The sequence below is a fragment of the Catellatospora sp. NPDC049111 genome (assembly GCF_040648615.1).
GTDB classification, from domain to species: Bacteria; Actinomycetota; Actinomycetes; order Mycobacteriales; family Micromonosporaceae; genus Catellatospora; species Catellatospora aurea.
In genome coordinates, this window is record NZ_JBEZEB010000001.1 from 350,782 (window position 1) to 375,947 (window position 25,166).

At 71.6% G+C, this 25,166-nt stretch carries 24 protein-coding genes; 13 read left to right on the forward strand and 11 right to left on the reverse strand.

The genetic code is table 11. The features are described 5' to 3' along the window. Positions 1-34 precede the first annotated feature (34 nt). The 6 genes from AB0B66_RS01575 (at position 35) to AB0B66_RS01600 (ending at position 8,437) form a co-directional block, all read left to right on the forward strand. The gene (locus AB0B66_RS01575; RefSeq protein ID WP_360521152.1) at positions 35-3,736 is read left to right on the forward strand and encodes a multifunctional oxoglutarate decarboxylase/oxoglutarate dehydrogenase thiamine pyrophosphate-binding subunit/dihydrolipoyllysine-residue succinyltransferase subunit; all 3,702 of its coding nucleotides are present in this window, start codon (positions 35-37) and stop codon (positions 3,734-3,736) included. 70 nt (positions 3,737-3,806) lie between these two features. Continuing rightward, positions 3,807-3,983 (forward strand): DUF6104 family protein, encoded by a 177-nt coding sequence (locus AB0B66_RS01580; protein ID WP_170213164.1) that lies wholly within the window; start codon positions 3,807-3,809, stop codon positions 3,981-3,983. 102 nt (positions 3,984-4,085) lie between these two features. Further along, a complete protein-coding gene (locus AB0B66_RS01585) occupies positions 4,086-4,790 on the forward strand; it encodes a DUF433 domain-containing protein (protein WP_360521155.1) in 705 nt (234 codons plus the stop codon). A 6-nt stretch (positions 4,791-4,796) separates the two neighbouring features. Continuing rightward, positions 4,797-5,222 (forward strand): hypothetical protein, encoded by a 426-nt coding sequence (locus tag AB0B66_RS01590; protein WP_360521158.1) that lies wholly within the window; start codon positions 4,797-4,799, stop codon positions 5,220-5,222. A 45-nt stretch (positions 5,223-5,267) separates the two neighbouring features. Further along, positions 5,268-7,346, forward strand: coding sequence for a phosphate acetyltransferase (gene pta, locus AB0B66_RS01595; RefSeq protein WP_360521161.1), 2,079 nt, complete (start codon positions 5,268-5,270; stop codon positions 7,344-7,346). Beyond that, the gene (locus AB0B66_RS01600) at positions 7,343-8,437 is read left to right on the forward strand and encodes an acetate kinase (protein WP_360521163.1); all 1,095 of its coding nucleotides are present in this window, start codon (positions 7,343-7,345) and stop codon (positions 8,435-8,437) included. The genes pta and AB0B66_RS01600 overlap by 4 nt, the downstream gene beginning before the upstream one ends. Positions 8,438-8,495: 58 nt before the next feature. Here the strand turns inward: AB0B66_RS01600 and AB0B66_RS01605 are convergent, their stop codons facing one another. Further along, on the reverse strand, positions 8,496-8,960 hold the full coding sequence (locus AB0B66_RS01605; RefSeq protein WP_360521166.1) for a LysM domain-containing protein: 465 nt from the start codon (positions 8,958-8,960) through the stop codon (positions 8,496-8,498). A 139-nt stretch (positions 8,961-9,099) separates the two neighbouring features. Between AB0B66_RS01605 and AB0B66_RS01610 the strand changes: the two genes are divergently transcribed. Together AB0B66_RS01610 and AB0B66_RS01615 are read left to right on the forward strand one after the other, a co-directional pair. After that, positions 9,100-9,645 (forward strand): GNAT family protein, encoded by a 546-nt coding sequence (locus AB0B66_RS01610; protein WP_360521169.1) that lies wholly within the window; start codon positions 9,100-9,102, stop codon positions 9,643-9,645. Between the two features lie 89 nt (positions 9,646-9,734). Then, the gene (locus AB0B66_RS01615) at positions 9,735-9,944 is read left to right on the forward strand and encodes a hypothetical protein (protein ID WP_360521172.1); all 210 of its coding nucleotides are present in this window, start codon (positions 9,735-9,737) and stop codon (positions 9,942-9,944) included. 6 nt (positions 9,945-9,950) lie between these two features. On the opposite strand, the gene AB0B66_RS01620 is transcribed toward AB0B66_RS01615, so the two are convergent. The 3 genes from AB0B66_RS01620 to AB0B66_RS01630 all read right to left on the reverse strand — a co-directional run bounded on the left by AB0B66_RS01620 (position 9,951) and on the right by AB0B66_RS01630 (position 12,946). After that, on the reverse strand, positions 9,951-10,922 hold the full coding sequence (locus AB0B66_RS01620; protein WP_360521175.1) for a zinc-binding dehydrogenase: 972 nt from the start codon (positions 10,920-10,922) through the stop codon (positions 9,951-9,953). A gap of 297 nt (positions 10,923-11,219) precedes the next feature. Further along, positions 11,220-12,344 (reverse strand): NADP-dependent malic enzyme, encoded by a 1,125-nt coding sequence (locus AB0B66_RS01625; RefSeq protein ID WP_360521744.1) that lies wholly within the window; start codon positions 12,342-12,344, stop codon positions 11,220-11,222. A gap of 224 nt (positions 12,345-12,568) precedes the next feature. Continuing rightward, on the reverse strand, positions 12,569-12,946 hold the full coding sequence (locus AB0B66_RS01630; protein WP_360521178.1) for a S26 family signal peptidase: 378 nt from the start codon (positions 12,944-12,946) through the stop codon (positions 12,569-12,571). Between the two features lie 36 nt (positions 12,947-12,982). Here AB0B66_RS01630 and sodN point away from each other — a divergent pair, with 36 nt between their 5' ends. Further along, complete coding sequence (gene sodN / locus AB0B66_RS01635; RefSeq protein WP_360521181.1) at positions 12,983-13,393, forward strand: superoxide dismutase, Ni; 411 nt, start codon at positions 12,983-12,985, stop codon at positions 13,391-13,393. 128 nt (positions 13,394-13,521) lie between these two features. Further along, positions 13,522-13,923 carry an anti-sigma regulatory factor gene (locus AB0B66_RS01640; protein ID WP_360521747.1) on the forward strand — a complete coding sequence of 134 codons (402 nt, stop codon included), beginning with the start codon at positions 13,522-13,524 and terminating at the stop codon, positions 13,921-13,923. Positions 13,924-14,292: 369 nt separating this feature from the next. Here AB0B66_RS01640 and AB0B66_RS01645 read toward each other — a convergent pair whose 3' ends face one another. Next, the gene (locus AB0B66_RS01645; RefSeq protein WP_360521184.1) at positions 14,293-14,697 is read right to left on the reverse strand and encodes a hypothetical protein; all 405 of its coding nucleotides are present in this window, start codon (positions 14,695-14,697) and stop codon (positions 14,293-14,295) included. 91 nt (positions 14,698-14,788) lie between these two features. Here AB0B66_RS01645 and AB0B66_RS01650 point away from each other — a divergent pair, with 91 nt between their 5' ends. Both AB0B66_RS01650 and AB0B66_RS01655 read left to right on the forward strand, forming a co-directional pair. Beyond that, entirely contained in the window at positions 14,789-15,730 is a 942-nt protein-coding gene (locus AB0B66_RS01650) for a diacylglycerol kinase family protein (protein ID WP_360521187.1), read from the forward strand. Positions 15,731-16,140: 410 nt separating this feature from the next. After that, positions 16,141-16,395 carry a WhiB family transcriptional regulator gene (locus AB0B66_RS01655; RefSeq protein ID WP_120318209.1) on the forward strand — a complete coding sequence of 85 codons (255 nt, stop codon included), beginning with the start codon at positions 16,141-16,143 and terminating at the stop codon, positions 16,393-16,395. Positions 16,396-16,650: 255 nt separating this feature from the next. On the opposite strand, the gene AB0B66_RS01660 is transcribed toward AB0B66_RS01655, so the two are convergent. The 6 genes from AB0B66_RS01660 to AB0B66_RS01685 all read right to left on the reverse strand — a co-directional run bounded on the left by AB0B66_RS01660 (position 16,651) and on the right by AB0B66_RS01685 (position 23,036). Then, positions 16,651-17,388 carry a CbiX/SirB N-terminal domain-containing protein gene (locus tag AB0B66_RS01660; RefSeq protein WP_360521190.1) on the reverse strand — a complete coding sequence of 246 codons (738 nt, stop codon included), beginning with the start codon at positions 17,386-17,388 and terminating at the stop codon, positions 16,651-16,653. After that, entirely contained in the window at positions 17,378-18,088 is a 711-nt protein-coding gene (locus AB0B66_RS01665; RefSeq protein WP_360521193.1) for a phosphoadenylyl-sulfate reductase, read from the reverse strand. Before AB0B66_RS01665 ends, AB0B66_RS01660 begins: the two co-directional genes overlap by 11 nt. Next, a complete protein-coding gene (locus tag AB0B66_RS01670; protein ID WP_239168077.1) occupies positions 18,085-18,279 on the reverse strand; it encodes a hypothetical protein in 195 nt (64 codons plus the stop codon). The genes AB0B66_RS01665 and AB0B66_RS01670 overlap by 4 nt, the downstream gene beginning before the upstream one ends. A gap of 15 nt (positions 18,280-18,294) precedes the next feature. Beyond that, positions 18,295-19,989 (reverse strand): nitrite/sulfite reductase, encoded by a 1,695-nt coding sequence (locus AB0B66_RS01675; protein ID WP_360521196.1) that lies wholly within the window; start codon positions 19,987-19,989, stop codon positions 18,295-18,297. A gap of 344 nt (positions 19,990-20,333) precedes the next feature. Further along, on the reverse strand, positions 20,334-21,860 hold the full coding sequence (locus AB0B66_RS01680; protein WP_360521199.1) for a histidine kinase N-terminal domain-containing protein: 1,527 nt from the start codon (positions 21,858-21,860) through the stop codon (positions 20,334-20,336). A gap of 141 nt (positions 21,861-22,001) precedes the next feature. Beyond that, a complete protein-coding gene (locus AB0B66_RS01685) occupies positions 22,002-23,036 on the reverse strand; it encodes an SIS domain-containing protein (protein WP_360521750.1) in 1,035 nt (344 codons plus the stop codon). A 255-nt stretch (positions 23,037-23,291) separates the two neighbouring features. On the opposite strand from AB0B66_RS01685, the gene AB0B66_RS01690 reads away from it, so the two are divergent. Continuing rightward, a complete protein-coding gene (locus AB0B66_RS01690; RefSeq protein ID WP_360521202.1) occupies positions 23,292-25,124 on the forward strand; it encodes a tetratricopeptide repeat protein in 1,833 nt (610 codons plus the stop codon). The last annotated feature ends 42 nt before the right edge of the window (positions 25,125-25,166 follow it).

Here is a 25,166-nt window from a genome sequence, read left to right on the forward strand (position 1 = left end):
TCGTTAAAGACGTGCGGAAGAGGCGAAAGAACCCGTGTCGACCCAGCACACCTCGGGCGCCGGCCCGACTGGACGCTCAGTTCAGGACAACCCACTGGCGAGCTTCGGTCCGAACGAGTGGATCGTGGAGGAGATGTACCAGCGGTACCTCGCCGACCCGACCAGCGTCGATCCGGCGTGGCACGACTTCTTCGCCGACTACAAGCCGGCGGACAGCGCACCCGCCGCGGCCAAGGCCGCGCCCGCCAAGCCGGCCGCCCCCGCGCAGCCGGCCCCGGCCGCCGCCGCCGCTCCCGCCGCCGCCCCGGCGGCTCCGGCCGCAGCCGCCCCCGCCCCCGCGAAGCCCGCCCCGGCGCAGGCCAAGCCCGCCGAGAAGGCCGCGCCCGCCGGCGCGCAGGTCGTGCCGCTGCGCGGCATCGCCGCCAAGATCGTCGAGAACATGGACGCCTCGCTGGAGGTGCCGACCGCCACCAGCGTGCGCGCCGTCCCGGCGAAGCTGATCTCCGACAACCGCATCGTGATCAACAACCACCTGACCCGCGGTCGCGGTGGCAAGGTCAGCTTCACCCACCTCATCGGGTACGCGATGGTGCGCGCCATCGGCATGCACCCCGAGATGAACAACCACTTCGCCGTGGTCAACGGCAAGCCGTCGCTGGTCAAGCCGGAGCACGTGAACCTCGGCATCGCCATCGACCTGGCCAAGCCCGACGGCACGCGCAACCTGGTGGTGCCGTCCATCAAGGGCTGCGAGCAGATGGACTTCCGCCAGTTCTGGCAGGCGTACGAGGACGTGGTGCGCCGGGCTCGCAAGAACGAGCTGACCATGGACGACTACAGCGGCACCACGACCTCGCTGACCAATCCCGGCGGCATCGGCACGGTGCACTCGATCCCGCGCCTGATGCAGGGCCAGAGCGCCATCATCGGCGTCGGCGCGATGGAGTACCCGGCGCCGTTCTCGGGCATGAGCGAGTCGCAGCTGGCCGACATGGCCGTCAGCAAGATCATCTCGCTGACCAGCACCTACGACCACCGGGTCATCCAGGGCGCGCAGTCCGGCGAGTTCCTCAAGGTCATGCACGAGCTGCTGCTCGGCGAGCACGGCTTCTACGACGAGATCTTCACCGCGCTGCGCATCCCGTACGAGCCGGTCCGCTGGGTGCGCGACATCGCGCACACCTCCGAGGGCCAGATCGACAAGGCCGCGCGGGTCATCGAGCTGATCCACTCCTACCGGGTCCGGGGCCACCTGATGGCCGACACCGACCCGCTGGAGTTCATGATCCGCAAGCACCCGGACCTGGACGTGCGCCAGCACGACCTGACCCTGTGGGACCTGGACCGCACGTTCCCGGTCGGCGGCTTCGCCGGCAAGGACGTGATGAAGCTGCGCGACATCCTGGGCGTGCTGCGCGACTCCTACTGCCGCCGCGTCGGCGTGGAGTACATGCACATCACCGACCCGGAGGAGCGGCGCTGGATCCAGCAGCGGGTGGAGCGCAAGTACACCAAGCCCACCCCGGAGGAGCAGCAGCACGTCCTGGGCCGGCTCAACGCCGCCGAGGCGTTCGAGACCTTCCTGCAGACCAAGTACGTCGGCCAGAAGCGGTTCTCGCTGGAGGGCGGCGAGTCGTTGATCCCGCTGCTCGACGAGATCCTGCAGGCCTCCGCCGAGGGCGGCCTGGACGAGGTCGTCATCGGCATGGCCCACCGCGGCCGGCTCAACGTGCTCGCCAACATCGTCGGCAAGCCGTACGAGAAGATCTTCGGCGAGTTCGAGGGCCACCTCGACCCGAAGACCGCGCAGGGCTCCGGCGACGTGAAGTACCACCTGGGCATGACCGGCAAGTTCACCTCGCCGGACGGGCAGTTCTCGACCACGGTGTCGCTGGCCGCCAACCCGTCGCACCTGGAGGCCGTGGACCCGGTGCTGGAGGGCATCGTCCGGGCCAAGCAGGACCGCCTCGACCTGGGCCTGCACGGCTACACCGTGCTGCCGCTGCTGGTGCACGGCGACGCCGCGTTCGCCGGCCAGGGCGTGGTCGCCGAGACGCTCAACCTGTCCCAGCTGCGCGGCTACCGCACCGGCGGCTCCGTGCACGTGGTCGTCAACAACCAGGTCGGCTTCACCACCGCCCCGGAGTACAGCCGCTCGTCGCTGTACAGCACCGACGTCGCGCGCATGATCCAGGCGCCGATCTTCCACGTCAACGGCGACGACCCCGAGTCGGTCGTCCGGGTGGCGCGGCTGGCGTTCGAGTACCGCCAGGCGTTCAACAAGGACGTCGTGATCGACCTGGTCTGCTACCGCCGCCGGGGTCACAACGAGGGCGACGACCCGTCGATGACCAACCCGCTGATGTACCAGATCATCGACGCCAAGCGCTCGGTGCGCAAGCTGTACACCGAAGAGCTGATCGGCCGCGGCGACATCACCGTCGAGCAGGCCGAGGAGGCGCTGCGCGACTACCAGACGCAGCTGGAGACGGTGTTCAAGGCCACCCGCGACGCGGTCGCCGGGGTGTCCAGCCGGCTCACCCGGGCCCGCGAGGTGCTGCCGGAGCCGGCCGTGGCCACCGCGATCCCGACCGACCTGGTCCGCCGCATCGGCGAGGCGCACACCGCGCTGCCCGCGGGCTTCACCCCGCACAAGCGCATCCAGCAGCTGCTGGACAAGCGGGCGAAGATGGCCGTCGAGGGCGAGATCGACTGGGGCTTCGGCGAGATCATCGCGTTCGCCTCGCTGCTGGCCCAGGGCGTGACCGTGCGCCTGTCCGGCCAGGACTCGCGCCGCGGCACCTTCGTGCAGCGGCACGCGGCGATCGTGGACGCGCAGACCGGCGGCGACTTCCTGCCCGCCACCGCGGTGGCCGCCGACGACGCCCGCTTCCACGTGCAGGACTCCCTGCTCAGCGAGTACGCCGCCCTCGGCTTCGAGTACGGATACTCGGTCGAGGACCCGTCGGCGCTGGTGCTGTGGGAGGCGCAGTTCGGCGACTTCGTCAACGGCGCCCAGTCGGTGATCGACGAGTTCATCAGCTCGGGCGAGGTCAAGTGGGGCCAGCGGTCCAGCCTCGCGATCCTGCTGCCGCACGGCCACGAGGGCCAGGGCCCCGACCACACCTCGGGCCGCCCGGAGCGCTGGCTGCAGCTGGCCGCCGAGGACAACATGCGCATCGCCATCCCGTCGACCCCGGCCAGCCACTTCCACCTGCTGCGCCGCCAGGCGCTGTCGAGCAAGCGCAAGCCGCTCGTGGTGTTCACGCCGAAGTCGCTGCTGCGGCACCGCCTCGCGGTGTCGTCGGTCGCCGACTTCACCGAGGGCACCTTCCAGCCGGTGCTCGGCGAGACCGCGCAGCTCGACGCCGCGCAGGTCAAGCGAGTGCTGCTGTGCTCGGGCAAGGTCTACTACGACCTGGTCCAGGCCCGGCAGGAGCGCGGCGTCACCGACACCGCGATCATCCGCCTGGAGCAGCTCTACCCGCTGCCCGTGGAGGAGCTCAAGGCGGAGCTGGCCAAGTACGCCGGTGCCGAGGACTTCTGCTGGGTGCAGGAGGAGCCGGCCAACCAGGGCGCCTGGTCGTTCGTCGCCCTGAACCTGCTGGAGCACCTGGACGGGGTGCGCATGCGCCGCATCTCCCGCCCGGCCGCCGCGGCCCCGGCCGTGGGCTCCACCAAGCTGCACGACGTCGAGCAGGCCGCGCTGCTGGAGGCGGCGCTGCCCCGCTCCTGAACCGACGATGACCGCCGTCCCCGGCCCGCAGGCGCGGGGCGGGGACGGCGGCTTCTCCTTAAGGACTGCCATGTACTTCACCGACCGCGGCATCGAGGAGCTGGTCGAGCGCCGGGGCGACGAGCAGGTCACCCTGGAGTGGCTGGCCGAGCGCCTGCGCGACTTCATCGACCTGAACCCCGAGTTCGAGACCCCCGTCGAGCGCTTCGCGACCTGGCTCGCCCGCCTCGACGAGGACGACGAGTAGCAATGTTCCCCGCTTGAGCAATCAAGTGGGGCGACATGCGCCCAAGCCCGGTAAAGTGCGTATCGCATCGACAGATCGCGCATCCGGAAGCGAGGTGCATCCATGATCACAGCAACGCTGGACCGGCACCTCACCACGGCGATCTACTCGTTCGCCGAGGGCGCTCGGATGCTGGGTATGCCGCCGGCCACCTTGCACAACTGGGCCACCGGCTACCTACTCAAGCGCGCGGATGCGCCACCGGCCGTCGCCTACCCCCTGGTGACCAGCTCGGCGAAACGACCCGGCAGCCGAGCGGTGCTGCCATTCGTCGGGCTGGCAGAGGCATATGCGCTGCTGGCTTTCCGCGAAGCCGGTGTGCCCGTCCTGCGTATCCGTCCGGCGGTCAAATGGCTGGACGAGCATCTGGGTCTACCGCAGGCTCTGGCGAGCGAACGGCTCATGACCGACGGGGCCGAGGTGTTGTACGACTTCGCCCACCACGGAGACGATGACGACGCCCGCGAGGCCATCGAGGGTCTCGTCGTCATACGCAGCGGTCAGCAGGTTTTCCGGCCCGTGGTCGAACAGTTCCTGAAGCGGGTCACGTACCGCAACGGTTGGATCAGTGCGATCCGGCTCCCGGGCTACGAGGCAGACGTCATCGCCGACCCACTGCTCAACGGCGGCCAGCCCACCCTGCGGAGGCGCGGCGTGCGCGTCGCCGACGTGCTGGGACGAGTGAGGGCTGGGGAATGCCCTGCCGACGTCGCCGACGACTACGGCCTCGATCCCGCCGATGTCGTCTCACTAGCGGGTGCCGGATAGGAGCCCATGTCGGCGTCCACCCCCGCGCCACTCGGCTTCTTCCTCGACCGCGGCTTAGGCTCCCGTGTGGTTCCTGACCTGTTGCGAGCCGCCGGATGGCAGCTCACGACTATGGACGAGCGGTACGGATTCGAACAGAGCCAGGCCATCGCCGATGTCGATTGGATAGCGGCCGCCTCGGAACGCGGCGAGGTGATCCTGTGCAAGGACCTCGCCATCGCCCGCAACCCGCTTGAGGCCGAGGCCGTGCGCAGGACGAGCGCACGAATCTTCGGCCTGGCCAACGCAAGGCTGACCGGACCCGACGCCGGTCGCCTATTTCTGCACCACCAGGTACAGATTTTCACCATGGCGCAGCGAGCTGAAGGACCGTATGTGGTCTCGGTCGCTCAGGATGCGATTCGACGCCGCCGGTTGCAGATCTCGGACTAGGTTCCGGTCACCCCTGGGACTGCGCCCCCGCGCAGGCCGTACGGTATGACTGTGGCTCGTGGCGTATATGTGACCGGCGTCGAGGCGGGCGGCGGCAAGTCCGCCGTGGCTCTGGGCCTCGCGGAACTGCTCAGCAGACGGGTGCGCAGGCTGGGCGTGTTCCGCCCGCTCACCCGCGACGACGGCGAGACCGATCCGGTGGTGGCGCTGCTGCGCAGCCGCTACGGCACGGTCGGCGCGGCCGGACCGAGTTACCAGCACGCGTCGGAGCTGCTGGGCGCGCACCGGGTCGACGACCTGGTCGGCGAGATCCTGGAGCACTACCACGCCCTGGAGCGCTCCTGCGACGCCGTGATCATCGTGGGCACCGACTTCGGCCGCACCCTGGGCGAGGGCCACGACGAGCCCGCCCTGCCCGAAGAGCTGCAGCTCAACCTGCGCATCGCGGGTGAGCTCGGGGCCTCGGTGCTGCCGGTGGTCAACGGGCACCGCCGGGACTCCGGGGACATCGCCGACGCCGTGCGCGCCGCGTATTACGCCTGCGACGAGCTGCCGGTGCTGGCCGTGATCGCCAACCGGGTGGCGCCGGGCGCGGACTCGCGGCTGCCGCTGCTGCCGGTGCCTGTGTACGCGATCCCGCAGTTGCCCGCGATCGCCGCGCCGACGGTCGCCGAGGTGGCCGCCGCGCTGCACGCGAACCCGGTGCACGGCGCGACGCCGGGCGCGATGGCCCGGGACGTGGTCAGCGCCGTCGTCGGCGCGGCCTCGGTGCCGACGTTCCTGGAGCACCTGCGGGACAACTGCCTGGTCGTGACGCCCGGCGACCGGGCCGACCTGATCGTGGCCACGTTCGCCGCGCACCTGGGCGGCCAGGCCGCGGTGTCGGGGCTGCTGCTGACGCTGGGCGTGGAGCCCGATCCGCGGGTGGTCGCACTGGTCAGCCGGTTCCGGGTGGAGTTGCCGATCTTCACGGTGCCCTCGGACAGCTACGACACCGTGGCCGCGCTGACCGGGCTGGAGGGCCGCCTGCGCGGCGACAACCAGCGCAAGGTGGACGCGGCGCTGGGCCTGTTCGAGTCGCACGTGGACTCGATCGAGCTGGCGGGGCGGCTGGACCTGAGCCGGCCGGACCGGGTCACCCCGCTGATGTTCGAGTACGAGCTGATCGAGCGCGCCCGCGCGGACCGCCGCCACGTGGTGCTGCCGGAGGGGGTCGAGGAGCGCATCCTGCGCGCCGCCGAGGCGCTCAACCGCCGCGGCGTGTGCGATCTGACCCTGCTCGGCCCGGTGGACGAGATCGAGCAGAAGGCGCGGGAACTCGGCCTGGACCTGGGCGACGCCCGGCTGGTCAACCCGGCGGACGCCCGCTGGCGCGCGGAGTTCGCCGGCGAGTACGCGCGGATGCGCGCGCACAAGGGCATGACCCGCGACATCGCGTACGACCTGATGACCAACGTGAACTACTTCGGCACCATGATGGTGCACACCGGACGGGCCGACGCGATGGTCTCCGGCGCGGTGCACCCGACCGCGGACACCATCCGGCCCGCTTTCGAGATCATCAAGACCCAGCCCGGGGTGGGCGTGGCGTCCAGCGTGTTCTTCATGTGCCTGGCCGACCACGTGCTCGTCTACGGCGACTGCGCGATCAACCCGGATCCGACGCCGGAGCAGCTCGCCGACATCGCGCTGTCGTCGGCGGAGACGGCGGCCCGGTTCGGCGTGGAGCCGCGGGTCGCCATGCTGTCGTACTCGACCGGCGGCTCGGGGCAGGGCGCCGAGGTGGACAAGGTCGCGCTGGCCACCAAGCTGGTCCGCGAGCGCCGCCCGGACCTGCCGGTGGAGGGCCCGATCCAGTACGACGCCGCGGTCGACCCGAGCGTCGCCGCGACCAAGCTGCCCGGCAGCGAGGTGGCCGGCCGGGCCACGGTGCTGATCTTCCCGGACCTGAACACCGGCAACAACACGTACAAGGCGGTGCAGCGCTCGGCGGGCGCGGTCGCGGTGGGCCCGGTGATGCAGGGCCTGCGCAAGCCGGTCAACGACCTGTCCCGCGGCGCGACCGTGCGCGACATCATCTCGACCGTCGCCATCACGGCCATCCAGTCTCAGGCGGTGTCATGAAGATCCTGGTGCTCAACTGCGGCTCGGCCTCGGTCAAGTGGGGACTGTACGCCGACGGCAAGTCCGTCGACGGCGGGCTGATCGAGCGGGTCACCGACTGCGCCCAGGCGGTGCGCGAGGTGCTCTTCACCGCCGACGTGTCCGACGTGGACGCGGTCGGGCACCGCGTGGTGCACGGCGGCCTGCGTTTCACCGCCCCGACGCTGATCGACGATGCGGTGTTGGAGTCGGTCACCCGGCTGATCCCGCTGGCGCCGCTGCACAACCCGGTGAACCTGGCGGGCATCAAGATCGCCCGCGAGATGCTGCCGGGGGTGCCGCAGGTCGCCGTCTTCGACACCGCCTTTCACCGGACCATCCCGCCGGCGCAGGCGATGTACGCCATCGACGTCGAGGTGGCGCAGGAGAACGGGATCGCCCGCTACGGCTTCCACGGCACGTCCCACGAGTACGTCTCGCACCGCACCGCCGAGCTGCTCGGCCGGGACCCGGCCGAGACCAACATCATCACGCTGCACCTGGGCAACGGCGCGAGCGCGTGCGCGGTGCGCGCCGGGCGCAGCAACGCCACCAGCATGGGCCTGACCCCGCTGGAGGGCCTGGTGATGGGCAGCCGCAGCGGCAACGTGGATCCTGCGGTGGTGTTCCACCTGCACCGGGTGGCCGGCATGTCCTTCGACGCCATCGACGACCTGCTGAACCAGCGCAGCGGCCTCAGGGGTCTGTGCGGCGACAACGACATGCGCGAGGTGCTGCGCCGGCGCGACGAGGGCGACGAGGCGGCCGCGCTGGCCCTCGACGTGTACTGCGAGCGCATCAAGATGTACGTCGGCGCGTACTACGCGCTGCTGGGCCGGGTCGACGCGATCACCTTCACGGCGGGTGTGGGCGAGAACGCCGCCCCGGTGCGGGAGGCTTCGCTGTCCGGGCTGGACGCGCTGGGCATCGTGGTGGACCCGGCCCGCAACACCGCGGCCGAGCGGGGCGAGCGGATCATCTCGCCCGACGGCGCGAGCCCGGTCGTCTGCGTCGTGCCGACCGACGAGGAGCTGGAGATCGCCAACCAGACCGCGGAACTGCTGGCCCGCTGAGCAGCGGACACGACAGAGGCGGCGGACCGGTCGGCCCGCCGCCGCGTGACACGAGCCGTCACTCGGGGATCTTCAGGACCACCCCGACGTTGATCAGGTTCGGGTTCGCGATGTTGTTCGCCTTCGCGATCTTCATGTACTGCCGGCCGTCGCCGTAGTACTGGGCGGCGATGTCCCACAGCGTGTCGCCGGACTTCACCTTGTACGTGCGCTCGGCCGCGGCCGGAGCCTTGGGCGTCGCGGCGGCGGGGGCGGCGGGCTTGGCGGGCGGCGGAGCGGGTTTGGGCGCGGCGGCCGTCGGCTCGGTGACCGAGGGCGCGGCCGGAGGCGGTGCGGCCTGCGGAGGAGCGGCCTGCGGAGGAGCGGCCTGCGCCTGCGCCTGGGCCTGCGCCTGGGCTTCCTGCGCCTTCTTCGCCTCCTCCTCTTCCTTCTTCTTCTTGCCCCACTTGAACGGGTTCATGAAGCCGGCGGCCTCATGTTCCAGGTCCTCCAGGCGGCCTTCCTTGTCCTGCGGCTCGCTCATCTGTCCCCCCGTGTCGGTGATCGATCACGATCCGACGCCAGACTAGCGCCGTTTGAAACCGTTTCGGACTGGTTCGCTGGAACCTCGGATGGGGCACAATGGCCACCGTCGTGATCATCGCAAGTGAAAGAGGACCGGCATGCTCACATTCCCCCTCAGCGACGGTGCGGAACTCCGGCCGCTGGAGCCGTGGAAGGCCGAGGAGTTCCTGGCCCACATGGACCGCGCGCGCGACGACGTCGACCCGTGGATCCCGTTCGCGAGCCGCTCCACCGATCTGGACTCGGCCCGCGCCACCCTGCAGCGTTACGCCGACCTGCAGGCCGCGGGCACCGGCCGGATCGTCGGCATCTGGCTGGACGGCACGCTGGTGGGCGGCACGATGCTGTTCGGCGTCGACGCCGAGGCGGGCAACGGCGAGATCGGGGTATGGCTGGAGCCCGCGGCCCAGGGCCGGGGGCTCATCACCCGGGCGTGCCGGGCGATGCTCGACTGGGCGTTCCGAGAGCGCGGCCTGAGCCGGGTGCAGTGGGTGACCCGGCCGGACAACGTACGCAGCCTGGCCGTGGCGGCTCGGCTGGGCATGACCCGGGAGGGCGTGCTGCGCGAGTCCTTCCCGTACCGCGGCAAGCGCTACGACAGCGAGTTCTGGTCGATGCTGGCGCACGAGTGGCCGCCCGCCTGAGCAGCGGGACTTGCGTATCCTGATCGGACAGACCATCATCGACAATGTCGATGAACGACACGGTCGACAGCCGAGTCCGGGGAGGGTGCGTGCACGAGCCGACCACACGTACGGGTTCCATCGGTGCGAGCGGCCGGGCGGCGTACCCCCGGGTCTCGCCGTGCCGGCACTGCTCACGTCCGGTGCTGCGCGACAACGACAGCCGCTGGATCCACGCCGACCTCAGTTATGTCTGTCGTGACCTGTGGGGCGGCCTGACCGAGACCACCGCGGAACCGGCGGCGGCTCCGCCCGTGTGACCCGGCTCAGCCCTGGTGGTCGAGCACGATCTTGCCGAAGCCCGCGCCCGCGGCCAGCCGTTCGAAGGCCCCGCGGGCGTCGGCGAAGTCGAAGACGGTGTCCACCACCGGCGCGATCTTCCGGGCCGCCATCAGCTCCAGCAGCGCCGCCAGCTCGTCGCGGGTGCCCATGGTCGAGCCGACGACCTCCTGCTGCAGGAAGAAGATCCGGCGCAGGTCCACCGTGGCCAGGTGCCCGGACGTCGAGCCGGACACCACGATCCGGCCGCCCGGCTTGGTGCTCTTCACGGAGTGGTCGAAGGTGGCCTCGCCGACGGTCTCGATCACCACGTCCACCCGCTCGGGCAGCCGCGCGCCGGGGGCCAGCACGGTCGCGCCCAGTCCGGCGGCGTTCTCCCGCTTGGCGGCGTCCCGACTGGTGGCGTACACCCGCGCGCCCAGCGCCCCGGCCAGCACGATCGCGGCCGTGGCCACGCCGCCGCCCGCGCCCTGCACCAGCACGCTGCCGCCATCGCGCAGCCGCCCGCGGGTGGTGAGCATGCGGTATGCCGTCAGCCACGCCGTCGGCAGGCACGCCGCGTCCGTCCAGGTCATGCCCTCGGGCTTGGGGACCAGGTTGCGCCGCGGCACGGTCACCAGGTCCGCGAGGGTGCCCTGGTGGCGCTCGGACAGCAGCGAGCGCTTCGGGTCGAGCGTCTCGTCGCCGTCCCCGGCCGCCGGGTCACCGACGACCGCGTGCACGACGACCTCGTTGCCGTCCTCGTCGACGCCCGCCGCGTCGCAGCCCAGGATCATCGGCAGCTGCTCGGCGGACAGGCCGACGCCGCGCAGCGACCACAGGTCGTGATGGTTCAGCGCGCTGGCCATCACGCGTACGGTGGCCCAGCCTTCGGCGGCCTGCGGCTCGGGCCGCTCGCCCACCACGAGGCCTGCCAGCGGGTTGTCCGGATTGATCGAGTCGGCATAGACGGCACGCATGCCCCGACGCTAACAGCCACCCCAACCCCGGCCCCGACCGCCCTGAAGGTCCGTTCAGGAGCCGTTGCCCTTGCAGTTTCGGGGAAAGTGCAGCCATTCGCGACGCGATTGTCGCGGTTTCCCCGAAACTGCAGCCGGGCCGCCGGCCGGTTCGGGCACGGCGTGCCCGGGGGGTGACGGAGTTCGGAGAGGGGCCTGAGGCGGCCTCTGTCGCGTCGCGGTCGCCGGGACGGGAGTCGGGCCCCGGGGTGGCCGCGGTGGCGGCTTCAGCGGGGCCCGACGGCCCCGCAGGGCCGGTCAGGCGCGTACCACGCCCTCGCGGCGCGCGGCGTCGGCCACGGCGGCGGCTACGGCGGGGGCCACCCGCGGGTCGAGCGCGCTGGGCACGACGGCCTCGGCGGAGAGCTCGGCGGCGACCACGTCGGCGATGGCGGTCGCGGCGGCGAGCTTCATGCCCTCGGTGATCCGGGTCGCGCGGGCTTCGAGTGCGCCGCGGAAGATGCCCGGGAACGCCAGCACGTTGTTGATCTGGTTAGGGAAGTCGCTCCGGCCGGTGGCCACGACGGCGGCATACCGGCCGGCCACGTCCGGGTGCACCTCGGGCGTCGGGTTGGCCAGCGCGAAGATCATCGCGCCGGGGGCCATGCCGGCCACCGCCCGCTCGGGGATCTGCCCACCGGAGACGCCGATCAGCACGTCCGCGCCGTCCAGCGCCGCCTCGATGCCGCCGGTGACCCCGGCCGCGTTGGTGCGCTCGGCCAGGTCGGCCTTGGCCGAGCCGGGCACCAGGTCGGCCCGCCCCGCGTGGATCGCGCCGCGCGAGTCGCACACGATCACCGCGGGCGCCTCGACCCCGCCCGCGATCAGCATCTTGGTGACCGCGACCCCGGCCGCGCCGGCGCCGGAGACCACCACGCGCAGGTCGCACAGCTTGCGGTCGAGCAGCGTCGCCGCATTGCGCAGCGCCGCGAACACGACCACCGCGGTGCCGTGCTGGTCGTCGTGGAACACCGGGATGTCCAGCGCCTCGACCAGCCGCCGCTCGATCTCGAAGCAGCGCGGCGCGGCGATGTCCTCCAGGTTGATCCCGCCGAAGCTGGGCGCGAGCGCCTTGACGATCGACACGATCTCGTCGGGGTCCTGCGTGTCCAGGCACACCGGCACCGCGTCCACCCCGCCGAACTGCTTGAACAGGACGGCCTTGCCCTCCATCACGGGCATCGCCGCGCGCGGGCCGATGTTGCCCAGGCCGAGCACGGCCGAACCGTCGGTCACCACCGCGACGGTGTGCCCGACCCAGGTGTAGTCGTCCATCAGGGCCGGGTTCTCCGCGATCGCCTCGCACACCAGCGCGACGCCGGGTGTGTAGGCGAGGGAGAGGTCTTCTCGGGTGCTCAGGGGCACCGTACTGGCGACGGCCATCTTGCCGCCGCGATGCCGCTCGAATGCTGGATGATCCACTTTGGACTCCCACGATGACAACGCACACGAGCCGGGTCGGTTCAACGACGGGTCAGCGTTGACACGGCGCGGCGAGGTCACGGGGTTCTCCCGAGGTCAGGAGTCTAGACCCGGGCCTGCACTTGATCAATGAGCGGGGCCGCCGGTCGTGGAGCATTTCACACCTGGTGGGGACGGTGTCCGGTTCACGGTTCGTCGCCCAGTTCGGCCGGGCGGCGGGCGGGCATCCGTGCCGGGTGCGGCCAGTACCGGCACAGCACTCGGCCAAGCACGTCGGCGACGCCGTACGCCCTCGAGTCGTCGGTGACCAGGCCGTTGTCACCGAGCAGCCACCAGCCGCCGTCCTGGGCGCGCTCGACGCGCTTGACGACCAGCAGGTCGGGCCGGGACCGGAAGCGCGCGACCACCACGTCGCCGGGCCGCACCGGCCGGCCGCCGCGGCGCACGAGCAGCATGTCCCCGTGCCGCAGGCTCGGCGCCATGGACGGTCCGTGAACCAATACGGGAAACAGCGGCCAGCGCAACTGAGCCTCCCCGGCGGAGTAGGGTCGCAAGGGGATCATTGTCCCGTTCAGACCACGTACCTCATGGAGGATCCGATGCAGTTCTTGAAAGGACGCAGCCTGAAGCCGCGCACCGTGGTCAGTGCTCACTGCGACCTGCCGTGCGGCGTCTACGACCCGGCCCAGGCCCGGATCGAGGCTGAGTCGATCAAGGCCATCTGCGAGAAGTACCAGGCCAACACGGACCCGGAGTTCCGCACCCGGGCTCTGATCATCAAGGAGCAGCGGTCCGAGCTGGTCAAGCACCACCTGTGGGTGCTGTGGACCGACTACTTCAAGGCCCCGCACTTCGAGAAGTACCCGAACCTGAACCAGCTGTTCAACGAGGCCACCAAGCTGTCCGGCGCCGCCGGCACCAAGGGTCAGGCCGACCCGGCCGTGGCCGAGCAGCTGCTGGGCAAGATCGAGGAGATCTCCAAGATCTTCTGGGAGACCAAGCAGGCCTGAGCCTGGACGTCAGCGCCGATGTATGCCGGGTGGCCCGCACGGCCACCCGGCATCACCGGACGACGAGTGCGCACAACCGCCCGGCTATGAGCTAGGCTCCGCGCGGGGGGTTGGGCCAGGTGAGTCAGATTCTGCAACCGGCGGCGACGGCGCTTACCGACAACGTCGTCGCTGTCACCGTGCCTGCCGACGGCGGCTGGCTGGGCGTGCTGCGCACCGCGACCGCGGGCCTCGCCGCCCGGCTGCGCTTCGCGGGGGACAAGATCGAGGATCTCCGCATCGCCGTCGACGAGGCGTGCGCGATGCTGCTGGTCATCGCCCCGCCCGGCGGGCAGCTGCACTGCCGTTTCGAGATCGGCGACAGCGAGCTGACGGTGGCGATCTCCGCACCGGTCAACGGCAAGCGCAAGCTCCCGGAGCAGTCCGCGTTCGCCTGGAAGGTCCTCAGCGGCCTGACCTCACGCGTCGACGCCGAGCAGGCCGACGGCCGCGCCACCATCCGCCTGGTCACCGAACTCCCCACCTCCTGACCGGCACGCGGGCACGGCCAAGATCGCCGTTTCAGGACAGAAGACGGCGCCTGACCGCAGAAAGTGACCCGAAACGACGATCTCCACGTCGCGGGCAGGCACTGATGCGCCGAGCCACCCGCCCGTAGGTGCGCAGGGTGTCACGCGGGCGGCGAACTCACCATGACCGTCGGACTTGCCGGTCACACGTGCGTATCTTGAGCGCGCAAATCCCCGGTTGCCAGGCAAGTCGGATGACCTTGAGCCACGTCGAGCCGTCCCCCGGGCGCGGGGTCGCACGGCGGGCGCGGGTCGCACGGCGGGCGTGGGGTCGCACGGCGGGCGGCAGTCAGCCCGCGTCGACAGCGGGACGCCGGGCGGGCGGATCGGTCAGCGGGGGTTCCAGCCGAGCCAGCGGGTGGTGGCCGGGGCCAGGATGAGGGCCATCGCGGCGAGAGCGCCGATCAGGACGGTCCAGCCGAGCTGCGGCATACCGCCGTTGATCATGAAATAGGCGGGTGCGCAGAGCATCAGCTCCAGGGCGAGCGACGGCCCCCGGGCTCCCGGGCGGCGGCGGCTCAGCGCGCGGGCGAGCCCGCCCAGGCTGCCGGCGATGGCCAGCGCGAACAGCGTCACCCCGACCGCCAGCCGGATGTCGGCGGCCTCGGCGGTCAGGTCGGCGTAGATCAGCACCGCGCCCAGCACGGTGACCGCGACCGCCTGCAGCGCCATCAGCGCCACCGCGCCATACAGGGTGGCGGGCGGGCGGGCGGTGGTCGTCTCTGCGGCGGACATGGATGACACCCTAGCGAACCCGCGGTGGCCGCCGTCTCGCCGCGTGCGGGCGGCGTAACGCGAGGTCACCACACCCGGTACATTGCCGGTCATGCGAGGTCTGCTCGTCGTCAACCCCAAGGCGACCACCACGTCCGCCCGTACCCGGGACGTGCTGGCCGGCGCGCTGCGCAGCGAGATGGAGCTGACCCTCGGCTTCACCCGCCGCCGCGGACACGGTTTCGACCTCGCCCGCGACGCGGCCGCGGGGGGTGTCGACGTGGTCGTCGCGCTCGGCGGCGACGGCACCGTCAACGAGGTCGTCAACGGCCTGATGGCAGCGCAGAAAGGGGCGGCGACGCCCGCGCTGGCAGTCGTGCCCGGCGGCTCGACCAACGTCTTCGTGCGCGCCCTGGGCCTGCCCCGCTATGCCGTCGACGCCACCTCGGTGATCCTCAAAGCGCTGCGCCGCGGCACCAGCCGGCAGGTCAGCCTGGGGCTGGCCGACGACCGCTACTTCACCTTCTGCGCGGGCCTGGGCCTCGACGCCGCGGTGGTGCGCCGGGTCGAGCGCGCGCGGCGCAAGGGCCGTCGCTCGACCCCCGGCCTCTACCTGCGCTCCACGCTGGGGCAGTACTTCGTCGAGGGCCGCCGGGAGCCGGGTATCACCCTGGAGGAGCCGGGAGCCGAAGCCGTGGGCGGCCTGGCAAACCTGATCATCCAGAACACCGCGCCGTGGACCTATCTCGGCGACCGGGAGATCCACGCCAGCCCCCGCGCTTCGTTCGACAGCGGGCTCGATGTGCTTGCGCTGCAAGCCCTCCACCTGCCGAGCACCCTCCATACGGTCACGCAGATGCTGGCCCACCAGCCGGACGACCCCGACGAACGGGGTGACATGACCGGAAAGAAGATCACAGTGCGCCACGATCTGGCGGAGTTCGTCGTCCGATGCGCCACCCCGCAGGCGTTCCAACTAGACGGGGACTACCTAGGTGAACGCGAAAAGGTGAAATTCACCGCTGTGCCCGGGGCACTGCGCGTAATCTGCTAAGAGTCGCTGTCGAAAGGCAGCGCGGCGGAGATTTGTGTCAATGGGCACACGTGACACACGCTGGAAATACTGGCGGCCTATTACGCCCCGTACTACATTGATCACTGACTGTCGGATGTCGGGGGTCAGGGTAACGCCCGGTGATCCGGACAAAACGGTCGTGAGCTTGCTCACCCGTCTGTCCTAATTTCCGGCACCCCCCTTGACATCGTGGGAGTTCGTGAAAGCATTCACAAGCGTACCGAGCGCTGAACCTGTTGCTCCTACACGCGCTGCTGATTTCGGTAGCGGTCCGTAACCAACTGGATCCGCATCCAAATCGCTTCACGCGCGTTCGCATACAGAGAAGCCCGAACGTACCAAACGAAGCGTTAGCAATTTCCACTGCCATCACAAGGAGTGTTTCCGCCATGGACTGGCGCCACCATTCGGTCTGCCGCGACGAAGACCCGGAGCTGTTCTTCCCGATCGGGACGTCTGGCCCCGCATTGCTTCAGGTCGAGCAGGCCAAGAAGGTGTGCGGGCGGTGCCCCGTCTCCACCGAGTGCCTCAAGTGGGCGCTGGAGACCGGGCAGGACGCTGGTGTCTGGGGTGGGATGAGCGAGGAGGAGCGGCGCGCCGTCAAGCGCCGCGGCGGCCTTCGGGTCCGCGCACACTCGCTCTGAGCACCGCACACCGCAACGCCTCACCGAAAACGTAGAAAGCCCCGAGCGCCGCTGCTCCGGGGCTTTTACGTTGTCCGGACCCCGACGGCCACCGGCGCCCCGCCGGCCATGATCGCTCGACTTGCCAGGCACCTGTGCGAATGCGCGTTCAAGATACGCACACCTGCCGGGCAAGTCGGATGATCTTGATGCGAGAGGGCTGCCGCGGGGCTGTGAGCAGGCGCTTACGGCTGGTGAACGGGCGCGCGAACCGGCTCAGACGGTCAGTAGAGCGCGTTGCGGCGTGACCGCGTCCACGCGTTGCAGGACGAGCCGAACGAGCTCTCTCGACGCCCCCAGGGGGGCTGCCGCCCCGATCGCGCCCGCGGCGCGGGCGTCGGCGAGCACGGCCTCGTGCAGCCGGCCCGGCGCGAGGAAGTACGACGCCACCGCCACCCGGCGCGCTCCGCGGGCCCGCAGCGCCGCGACGGCCTCGCCACCGGTGGGCGCGGCCGCGCTCGCGTACGCCGCGACACACGGCACGCCCAGCCGCAGGGTGAGCGCCCCGGCGACCTCGTCGACCATGGCCCGGCCCGACGCCACACTGGTGCCGGCCGCGGCGAGCACGACCGCGTCGTATCCGGTCACCGACTCGTGCAGCCGCCGGACCAGCCCGGCCAGCAGCGGCTCGGACACCTCGCCCAGGGTGTCGGAGATCGCGCAGTCGAACCCGGCGACCTGGGCGGGCAGGTCCACCCGGCCGTGGTAGGCCCGGGTGAGCAGCAGCGGGACCACCACGGGCGCGGGCTCCCCCGCCGCCCGCAGCGCGCCCAGCACGTCGGCCGGGCGCGGGTCGGCCAGCTCCAGGAACGCCACCCGCACGTCGAGCCCCGGGCGCGCGGCGGCGACGGCACGGGCCAGCGCCCGCGTCGCCGCCTGCGCCCGCGGGTCGCGGGAGCCGTGCGCGACCAGCACCACGGGCGCCGCGGCGCGGGCCTGCGGATCAGGCCGCATGCAGACCGCACTCGGTCTTGTCGAACATGGCCCAGCGGCCGGCGCGGGCGTCCTCGCCGGGCTGGATGCGCCGGGTGCAGGGCCAGCAGCCGACCGAGCCGTACCCGGAGTTCAGCAGCTGGTTGACCGGGATGTCGTAGCGGGCGATGTACTGGTCGACCTCGGCCTGGGTCCAGGTGGCCAGCGGGTTGACCTTCACCTTGCCGCGGGCCTGCTCGAAGTGCACCACCGGGGTGTTGGCGCGGGTCGGCGACTCGTCGCGGCGCAGGCCGGCCGCCCACGCGTCATATCCGGCCAGCGCGTCCTCCAGTGGCTTCACCTTGCGCAGGTAGCAGCACGAGTCGGGGTCCCGGGAGTAGAGCCGCGGGCCGAAGCGCTCGTCCTGCTCCTCGACGGTGAGCTCGGGCCGCACCGTCACCACGGTCACCGGGATGGTGCGGGTGACCTGGTCGCGCACCCGCAGCGTCTCCGGGAAGTGCAGACCGGTGTCGAGGAAGACCACCTCCACACCGGGCACCACGCGGGAGGCCACGTGGGCCAGCACCGCGTCGGCCATGGAGCTGGTGACGCAGAAGCGGGGCCCGAACGTCTCGGCGGCCCAGCCGATGATCTCTTCGGCCGGCGCGCCCTCCAGCTCGGTCCCGGCGCGGGCGGCCAGATCCATCAGCTCGGCGGTGGAACGTCGCACGTCCACGGTCATGGCGTCACCCTCCCCAGCAGTCCGATCATCTTCAGCGCGAAAACCCTGCGGCATGCTCGGCACTCCCACTGCCCGTGTGTGCTGGCGGGCTCTGCGTCCTCGGTCTCGGGACCCGCGTGCGGCCGGAGGAAGGCCTCCTCACCGCAGAACGGGCAGTAGTACGGCACCGCGCGTTGCGCGCCTTCACTCATGACTACGCCCCCGCCTCATCGCAGTTCCTCCTCGTCCACCCGCAGCACCCACTCCGCGAACGGCTCGGTGGCGTCCTTGCGGCCGTCGAGGTAGCGGCGGGCGAGGCGCTCGGCGTACTCCGGCAGCTCCGCGGCGGTGGTCTTGAGGCCGCGCAGTTTGCGGCCGAAGTTCGGGTTCTGTCCCTGCGCCATGCTCAGACCGCCGCCCAGGTGCACCTGGAAGCCCTCGACCATCTCGCCGTCGGGCCCCGGGACGAGCTGACCCTTGAGGCCGATGTCGGCGACCTGGGTGCGGGCGCAGGCGTTCGGGCAGCCGTTGACGTTGATCGAGATCGAGCCGTCGATCCGGCCGATGGTGCGCTCCAGGTGCTCGATGGTGCGCGCCGCGGTCGCCTTGGTCTCGACGATGGCGAGCTTGCAGTACTCGATGCCGGTGCAGGCCATGGTGTCGCGCCGCCACGACGACGGCCGGGCCTGCAGGCCCACCGCGTCCAGCGCCGCGATCAGCGACTCGACCTTGTCCTCGGCGACATCGAGCACCAGCAGCTTCTGGTACGGCGTGAGCCGCACCCGGCCCGAGCCGTGCGCCTGCGCGATGTCGGCGACCTGCGCCAGCACCGTGCCGCTGACCCGGCCCGCGACAGCCGCCGCGCCGACGTAGAACTTCCCGTCGCGCTGGCGGTGCACGCCGATGTGGTCGATCGGGTGCTCGGGCAGCACCGGCGCCGGCCCGTCGATCAGCTTGCGGCCGAGGAACTCGTCCTCCAGGATCTGCCGGAACTTCGCCACGCCCCAGTCGGCGACCAGGAACTTGATCCGGGCGCGGGCGCGCAGCCGACGGTAGCCGTAGTCGCGGAACAGGCGCGCGACGGCGGCGTACACCTCGGCGACCTCGCCCAGCGGCACCCACGTGCCCAGGCGCTGGGCGAGCATCGGGTTGGTGGACAGGCCGCCGCCGACCCACAGGTCGAAGCCGGGCCCGTGCTCCGGGTGCTCGACGCCGAGGAACGCGATGTCGTTGGCCTCGTACGGCACGTCGGCCAGCCAGGACACCACGGACTTGAACTTGCGGGGCAGATTGGACAGCGCCGGGTCGCCGATGTACTTCTCGACGATCTCGTCGATGGCGGGCGTCGCGTCGAGGACCTCGTGCTCGCTGATCCCGGCGACCGGGCTGCCGAGCACGACGCGCGGGGTGTCGCCGCAGGCCTCCGTGGTGGACAGGCCGACCGCCTCGATCTCGCGCCAGATCGCCGGCACGTCCTCGACCCGCACCCAGTGCAGCTGGATGTTCTGCCGGTCGGTGATGTCGGCGGTGTCGCGGCCGTACTTGCTGGACACGTTCGCGATCGCGCGCAGCTGGGCGAGGTCGAGCTGGCCGCCGTCGATGCGGATGCGCAGCATGAAGTACTCGTCGTCGAGCTCGTGCGGCTCCAGCACCGCGGTGCGGCCGCCGTCGATCCCGGGCTTGCGCTGGGTGTACAGCCCCCACCAGCGCATCCGGCCGCGCAGGTCGGCCGGGTCGATCGAGGCGAAACCGCGGTGGGCGTAGATGTTCTCGATCCGCGCGCGCACGTTCAGGCCGTTGTCGTCCTTCTTCGTGCGCTCGTTCGGGTTGAGGGGCTCGCGGTGCCCGAGCGCCCACTGCCCTTCACCACGCGGTTTGCGCGCGGCCCGGCCCGGGGTGGCGGCTGGCGTGCTTGCTGCCATCGCAGCGTCCTCCTGTAAGTCCAGTGAGCGAGGACGCGCCTATGCGCCAGAACCGCGGATCAGCGGTCGAGATTCAAAGAAATGAATGCTCCCGGCGCGTATGCGCGCCCGGGTTTCGAAAAAACGGACGGGCGCAGTCAGCCAGCCGGACAGATGGCGCTGCGCACGCGGCCGAAATCGATGTGGCGGCGGGCGGTGAGCCCGAGCCCCATCAAGCGGCGGCTGGCAGCGGCGGTCATGGTGTCACTTTCTCACGGCGGGCGGGCCCGTGCCAATCACCGGTCGCGTTGCATCCCACATATTGACGCGAGGGTGACGCAGATCGCTCTTTGTTAAAACCGGGACTACCTGTCGCGTTTCGCCAGCGGCACGAACAGCAGGGCCTCCGTGCCGCCGCCGTCCCGGTTGCGCAGTTCGATGGTGCCGCGCAGCTCACCGGTGGTCAGCGTACGGATGATCTGCAGGCCGAGCCGCTTGTTCGTGGTCGGGTTGAAGTCCTCGGGCAGGCCCCGGCCGTTGTCGGCGACGACGACGTGCAGTTCCCGCTTGGCGCGCTCGACGTGCACCACGACCTCCGCCCCGTCGGTGGCCTTGCCCTCCAGCGACTCGAAGCCGTGCTCGACGGCGTTGAGCAGCAGCTCGTTGAGCACCATGACCAGCGGCGTGGCGATCTCGGCGGGCAGCACGCCGAAGGTGCCCTCGCGGCGGGTGCGCACCGGCGACTCGGGCGAGGCGACCTCGGCGGCGGCGTTGGCGACCCGGTCCACGATGCCGTCGAACTCGACCGCCTCGTCGGCGGACATGGCCAGCGTCTCATGCACGAGCGCGATGGAGGCGACCCGGCGCACCGACTCCTCCAGCGCGGCCCGCGCCTCCGGGTGGTTGACCCGGCGGGCCTGCAGGCGCAGCAGCGCGGCGACGGTCTGCAGGTTGTTCTTCACCCGGTGGTGGATCTCCCGGATGGTGGCGTCCTTGGTGATCAGCGCGCGGTCCCGGCGCTTGACCTCGGTGATGTCGCGGACCAGCACCAGCGCGCCGATCGGCACGCCCGCCGGCATCAGCGGCAGCGCCCGGCTGAGCACGGTGGCGGTACGCGCCTCGATCTCCTTGCGCGGCGGGGCGTCTCCGCGCAGCGCGCCCAGGATGCGGTTGCTCGCTTCGGAACCCTCCAGCGGGTCCTCGGCCAGCCGGTTGAACAGCGCGGCCAGGTCCTCGCCCACCAGGTGCGCGGAGAAGCCGAGCCGCCGGATCGCGGACTGCGCGTTGGGCGAGGCGTAGGTGACCTTGCCGCTGCCGTCCAGCCGGATCAGGCCGTCGCCGACACGCGGGGCGGAGGTGGTCTCGCCCGGGTGGCGCACCGACGGGAAGGTGCCGTCGGCGATCATCTGGGCCAGGTCGTCGGCCGTGGTCAGGTAGTTCAGTTCCAGCTGGCTTGGCGTGCGCGCGGTGGACAGGTTGGTGTCGCGGCCCACCACGGCGATCACCTCGCCCGCCTCGCCGTCCTCGCCGCGCCTGCGGACCGGGATCGCCTCGTGCCGGGCGGGGGTGTCGCCGTACCAGACGGGGTCGCCCTCGCGCCAGATGCGGCCCTGCTCGCGCGCGACGCCCAGGTGGGCCACCTCCGCGCCGCTGGAGGTGCGCCCCACCTGGTCGTCCTGGTACGCCGTCGGCGCGGTGGTCGGCCGGACCTGCGCCACGCAGAGGAACGACTGGCCAGCGCCGGGATCGCCCTCGACCGGCACCCACAGCAGCAGGTCGGCGAAGGACAGGTCGGAGATCAACTGCCAGTCACCGGCGAGCCGGTGCAGGTGGTCGATGTCGACCGGGCCGAGCGAGGTGTGCTCCTCGACCAGTTCACGCAGCGTTGACACGCTGTCAGCCTCTCACGCCCGCTCACGCCGTCCCGGCGAACCCGCCCCGACCCACAAGATCGTCCGACTTGCCGGGCAGATGTGCGTATCTTGAACCGCGATACGCCCAGGTGCCAGGCAAGGCGGACGATCTTGAGCAGGTCACAGCGTGGCGGTGACCTTCTTCAGGCCGCGGGGGGCGTCGGGGTCCTCGCCGCGGGCCAGCGCCAGGGAGAGGGCGAGCTGCTGCAGCGGCAGGATCTCCAGCAGCGGGGCGTATCGCTCGTCGACGGCGGGCACGTTCAGCAGAGCCTTCGCACCCGGCACCGCCTCGGGGCCGACCGCGACCACGTCGGCGCGGCGCTCATCGAGGCGCGCGAGCACCTCGCGCATGGCCTGCCCGCCGAGCCCGGCGCCCACCATGGCCAGCACCGGCACGTCCGGGTCGGTCATCGCGAGCGGGCCGTGCAGCAGGTCCGCGCCGGAGAACGCCAGCGCGGGCAGGTACGAGGTCTCCATCAGCTTGAGCGCGGCCTCGCGGGCCGACGGGTAGGCGTAGCCCCGGCCGGTGGTCACCATGCGGGCCGCGAACCGGTAGCGCGCGGCCAGGTCGGTCGCGGTGGTGTCGGCCAGCGTGCGGGTGGCCAGCTTGGGCAGCTTGGCCAGCGCCGCGTGCTCGTCGGCGGGCAGCACGCCGTCGCCGGCGCGCACGCCCTCGATCAGCATCAGCAGCGCCATCAGCTCGGCGGTGTAGGTCTTGGTGGCCGCGACCGCGCGCTCGTGCCCGGCGGCGACGTCCACCGACAGTTCCGCGGTCTGCGCCAGCACCGACTCGGGGTTGTTGGTGACGGCGAGGGTGAGCGCGCCCGACTCTCGGGCGACCCGCAGCACCTCGGCCAGGTCGGGCGAGCCGCCGCTCTGCGAGACCCCGATGACCAGGGCGTGCGACAGGTCGGGGCGGGCGCCGAAGACCGTGATCGCGCTCGGCGAGGCCAGCCCGGCGGGCAGCCCGAGGCGGATCTCGGTGAGGTACGCGGCGTAGAGCGCGGCGTGGTCGGACGTGCCGCGCGCGGTGAACACCACGTGCTGCGGCCTGCGCTCCGCGATCACCTTCGCGACCTGCGCGATGGCGCCGGCGTGGGCCGGTTCCAGCAGCGTCGCGTACACCTCCGGCTGCTCGGCGATGTCGGCTGCCATTCCGGTGCCACGCTGGGCCATCTCTCTCTCCTACCACTTCGCCTGGAGTGCTGCGCGATATCGCGCGTTCCGTGCGCAGTCTTGCACGTTCATGACCGTGATAGCAACGCACTGCGCAGAAATGAGCAGGGGCACACAACTCGCCCGACCGGCTCTAGCCTGTCCGTGCCGGAACATGGCCCGTCCGGGCACAGCCGCCTCGCGCGGCGCGTGCCAGGGGACTCCCCACGCGTTCCGCGGACCGAGGGAGAGCACGTGGCTGACGGCGTCAACGACCCGCACCAGGAGGCGCTGGGCGAGCTCGCCCTGGCCACCCTGGCCCTCGAGGAGCACGACCTCGACCATGCGGTCAGCCACCTGTCCGTGGCCCTGGCCCACGAGCCCTGCCTGCCCGAGGCGCACGAGTTGCTGGCGAAACTGGCCGCTCGCTGCGACGACGGCGGCCTCGCGTTGTTCCGACCCGGTGAGCGCGCGCCGGTGGGCCGGGTCGTCGCGTTCGCCCATGTGCTGGCCCGGCACGGTGCGGAAGCCGACGCGCTCAGCCTGCTGGCCCAGGCGACGGTGCACGACCCGAGCCGACCGTGGGCGGACGTCAGCTGGGTGCAGGCCCTGGACGCCGCACGGATCACCGCCGACCGCCTGGTGCGGGTGCTGCTCGCGGTGCTGGGCGCGCTGCCCGACCCGGCGCCCGCGCCGATCGCCGCCGCCACCCGGCCCTACCTGCACCTCGCCGAGCGGGCGCTGGCCGCGTACCCGCAGGAGGCGCTGCTGCACGGAGCGGCTTCCGGGGTGGCCCGGCGGCTGCGCGAGGTGCCCCTGGCGCTGCGCTGGGCCCAGCGCGGGGTGGAGCTGGAGTCGAGCAAACTCACCGAGATGTGGTGGGGCAACGCGCTGCGCGCCGACGGCCGGCTGGCCGCCGCGGTGCAGGCGATGCGCGCGGCCCAGCGGCACGACCCCGACGACCTGTCGGTCACCTCGGACCTCGCGCTGTGGCTCACCGAACTCGGCCACACCGCGGAGGCGCTGGAGCTGATCGAGCAGGCGCTGGCCAAGAACCCCTCGTACGACTGCGCCGTGCACACCGCGCACCGCCTGCGCTTCCAGTCCGACGGCGACCCGGACCACCTGGTGGCGCTCGCCGACTTCATGCGCACCACCACCGACGCCAGCCACGAGCACCACGACCTGCAGCACTGCTGCGCCGGGCTGCCCTGGCTGGGCTACGTGCCGGCGGCCGCCGAGCCGTACGTCGACGTGCTGCGCCAGACCACCGACGAGGAGCGGTCGCACCGCGGAGAGCTGGGCATGTCCACGATGGGCTCGCCCAGCGCGCTCGCTCTGCTGCGGCGCGCCTGGCCTGGCGTGGCGGTCGCGGCGGGTGAGCCGGGCCCGCCGGACCCGCGGTTGGCGCTGCGGCCGGGGGTACGCCTCTGGGACTTCGACGGCACCCGCCCGTCGGCCGCGCTGGACCCGCCGAACCCGCACGCCGGCCGCGAACTCGCCGCGATGCTGCCGCTGGGCTGGGCCGCCCCGCCGGTGGCGTACGACATGGCGGTGCGGCTGTCCGGGGTGCCGGTCGACGAGCTGCTCGCCGCGCTGGTGCACCCGCCGACCCCGACCGTCGAGACGGACCGCGATCGGGTGTCGGTGCCGGAACGGCAGCTGCAGGCGTGGGCGTGCCTCGGCCTGCTGCACCACCGCACCGCCGAGCCGTGGGCGACCTCGACCCGGCGGCGGCTGCTGGTGGAGATCGCCTTCGGGGCCGAGGACTGGACCACCGAGGCGGCCCTCTACGCGCTGGTCGCCGCCGCCTGGGTGGACCCGGCCTGCCGTGCCGACGTCGCCGACCTGCTCGCGGCGCGCCTGCGGGCCGTGCTCGACGCCCGGCGCACCCGTGTGGTGCCGGTCGCCGTGTCCGTGGCCCAGCTGGCGTTCATCACGCCCGGCATGCCCGCCGCGGTCCGCACGCTCGCCCGGGAGCTGGCCGAGGACCGCTGGCCGGCGTCTGCGGCCTACGAGCCCGGCACTGCCGCGGCACCGCCGCGCCCGCGACGCTCCTGGCTCGGGCGGCTGCTCGGCCGCGAATGAGGGCAGCGGGGCCAGCGGGCCGCCGCGAGCCCCTGAACGGGT

Excerpts from the sequence above, each read along its gene's own strand:
- AB0B66_RS01670 (WP_239168077.1), bottom strand. The coding sequence starts at position 18,279 with ATGAGTGAAGGCGCGCAACGCGCGGTGCCGTACTACTGCCCGTTCTGC.
- AB0B66_RS01655 (WP_120318209.1), top strand. The coding sequence starts at position 16,141 with ATGGACTGGCGCCACCATTCGGTCTGCCGCGACGAAGACCCGGAGCTG.
- AB0B66_RS01675 (WP_360521196.1), bottom strand. The coding sequence starts at position 19,989 with ATGGCAGCAAGCACGCCAGCCGCCACCCCGGGCCGGGCCGCGCGCAAA.
- AB0B66_RS01620 (WP_360521175.1), bottom strand. The coding sequence starts at position 10,922 with ATGCGTGCCGTCTATGCCGACTCGATCAATCCGGACAACCCGCTGGCA.
- AB0B66_RS01610 (WP_360521169.1), top strand. The coding sequence starts at position 9,100 with ATGCTCACATTCCCCCTCAGCGACGGTGCGGAACTCCGGCCGCTGGAG.
- AB0B66_RS01585 (WP_360521155.1), top strand. The coding sequence starts at position 4,086 with ATGATCACAGCAACGCTGGACCGGCACCTCACCACGGCGATCTACTCG.
- AB0B66_RS01625 (WP_360521744.1), bottom strand. The coding sequence starts at position 12,344 with ATGGCCGTCGCCAGTACGGTGCCCCTGAGCACCCGAGAAGACCTCTCC.
- AB0B66_RS01650 (WP_360521187.1), top strand. The coding sequence starts at position 14,789 with ATGCGAGGTCTGCTCGTCGTCAACCCCAAGGCGACCACCACGTCCGCC.
- AB0B66_RS01645 (WP_360521184.1), bottom strand. The coding sequence starts at position 14,697 with ATGTCCGCCGCAGAGACGACCACCGCCCGCCCGCCCGCCACCCTGTAT.
- pta (WP_360521161.1), top strand. The coding sequence starts at position 5,268 with ATGACTGTGGCTCGTGGCGTATATGTGACCGGCGTCGAGGCGGGCGGC.
- AB0B66_RS01685 (WP_360521750.1), bottom strand. The coding sequence starts at position 23,036 with ATGGCAGCCGACATCGCCGAGCAGCCGGAGGTGTACGCGACGCTGCTG.
- AB0B66_RS01605 (WP_360521166.1), bottom strand. The coding sequence starts at position 8,960 with ATGAGCGAGCCGCAGGACAAGGAAGGCCGCCTGGAGGACCTGGAACAT.
- AB0B66_RS01630 (WP_360521178.1), bottom strand. The coding sequence starts at position 12,946 with ATGATCCCCTTGCGACCCTACTCCGCCGGGGAGGCTCAGTTGCGCTGG.
- AB0B66_RS01590 (WP_360521158.1), top strand. The coding sequence starts at position 4,797 with ATGTCGGCGTCCACCCCCGCGCCACTCGGCTTCTTCCTCGACCGCGGC.
- AB0B66_RS01580 (WP_170213164.1), top strand. The coding sequence starts at position 3,807 with ATGTACTTCACCGACCGCGGCATCGAGGAGCTGGTCGAGCGCCGGGGC.
- AB0B66_RS01600 (WP_360521163.1), top strand. The coding sequence starts at position 7,343 with ATGAAGATCCTGGTGCTCAACTGCGGCTCGGCCTCGGTCAAGTGGGGA.
- sodN (WP_360521181.1), top strand. The coding sequence starts at position 12,983 with ATGCAGTTCTTGAAAGGACGCAGCCTGAAGCCGCGCACCGTGGTCAGT.
- AB0B66_RS01665 (WP_360521193.1), bottom strand. The coding sequence starts at position 18,088 with ATGACCGTGGACGTGCGACGTTCCACCGCCGAGCTGATGGATCTGGCC.
- AB0B66_RS01660 (WP_360521190.1), bottom strand. The coding sequence starts at position 17,388 with ATGCGGCCTGATCCGCAGGCCCGCGCCGCGGCGCCCGTGGTGCTGGTC.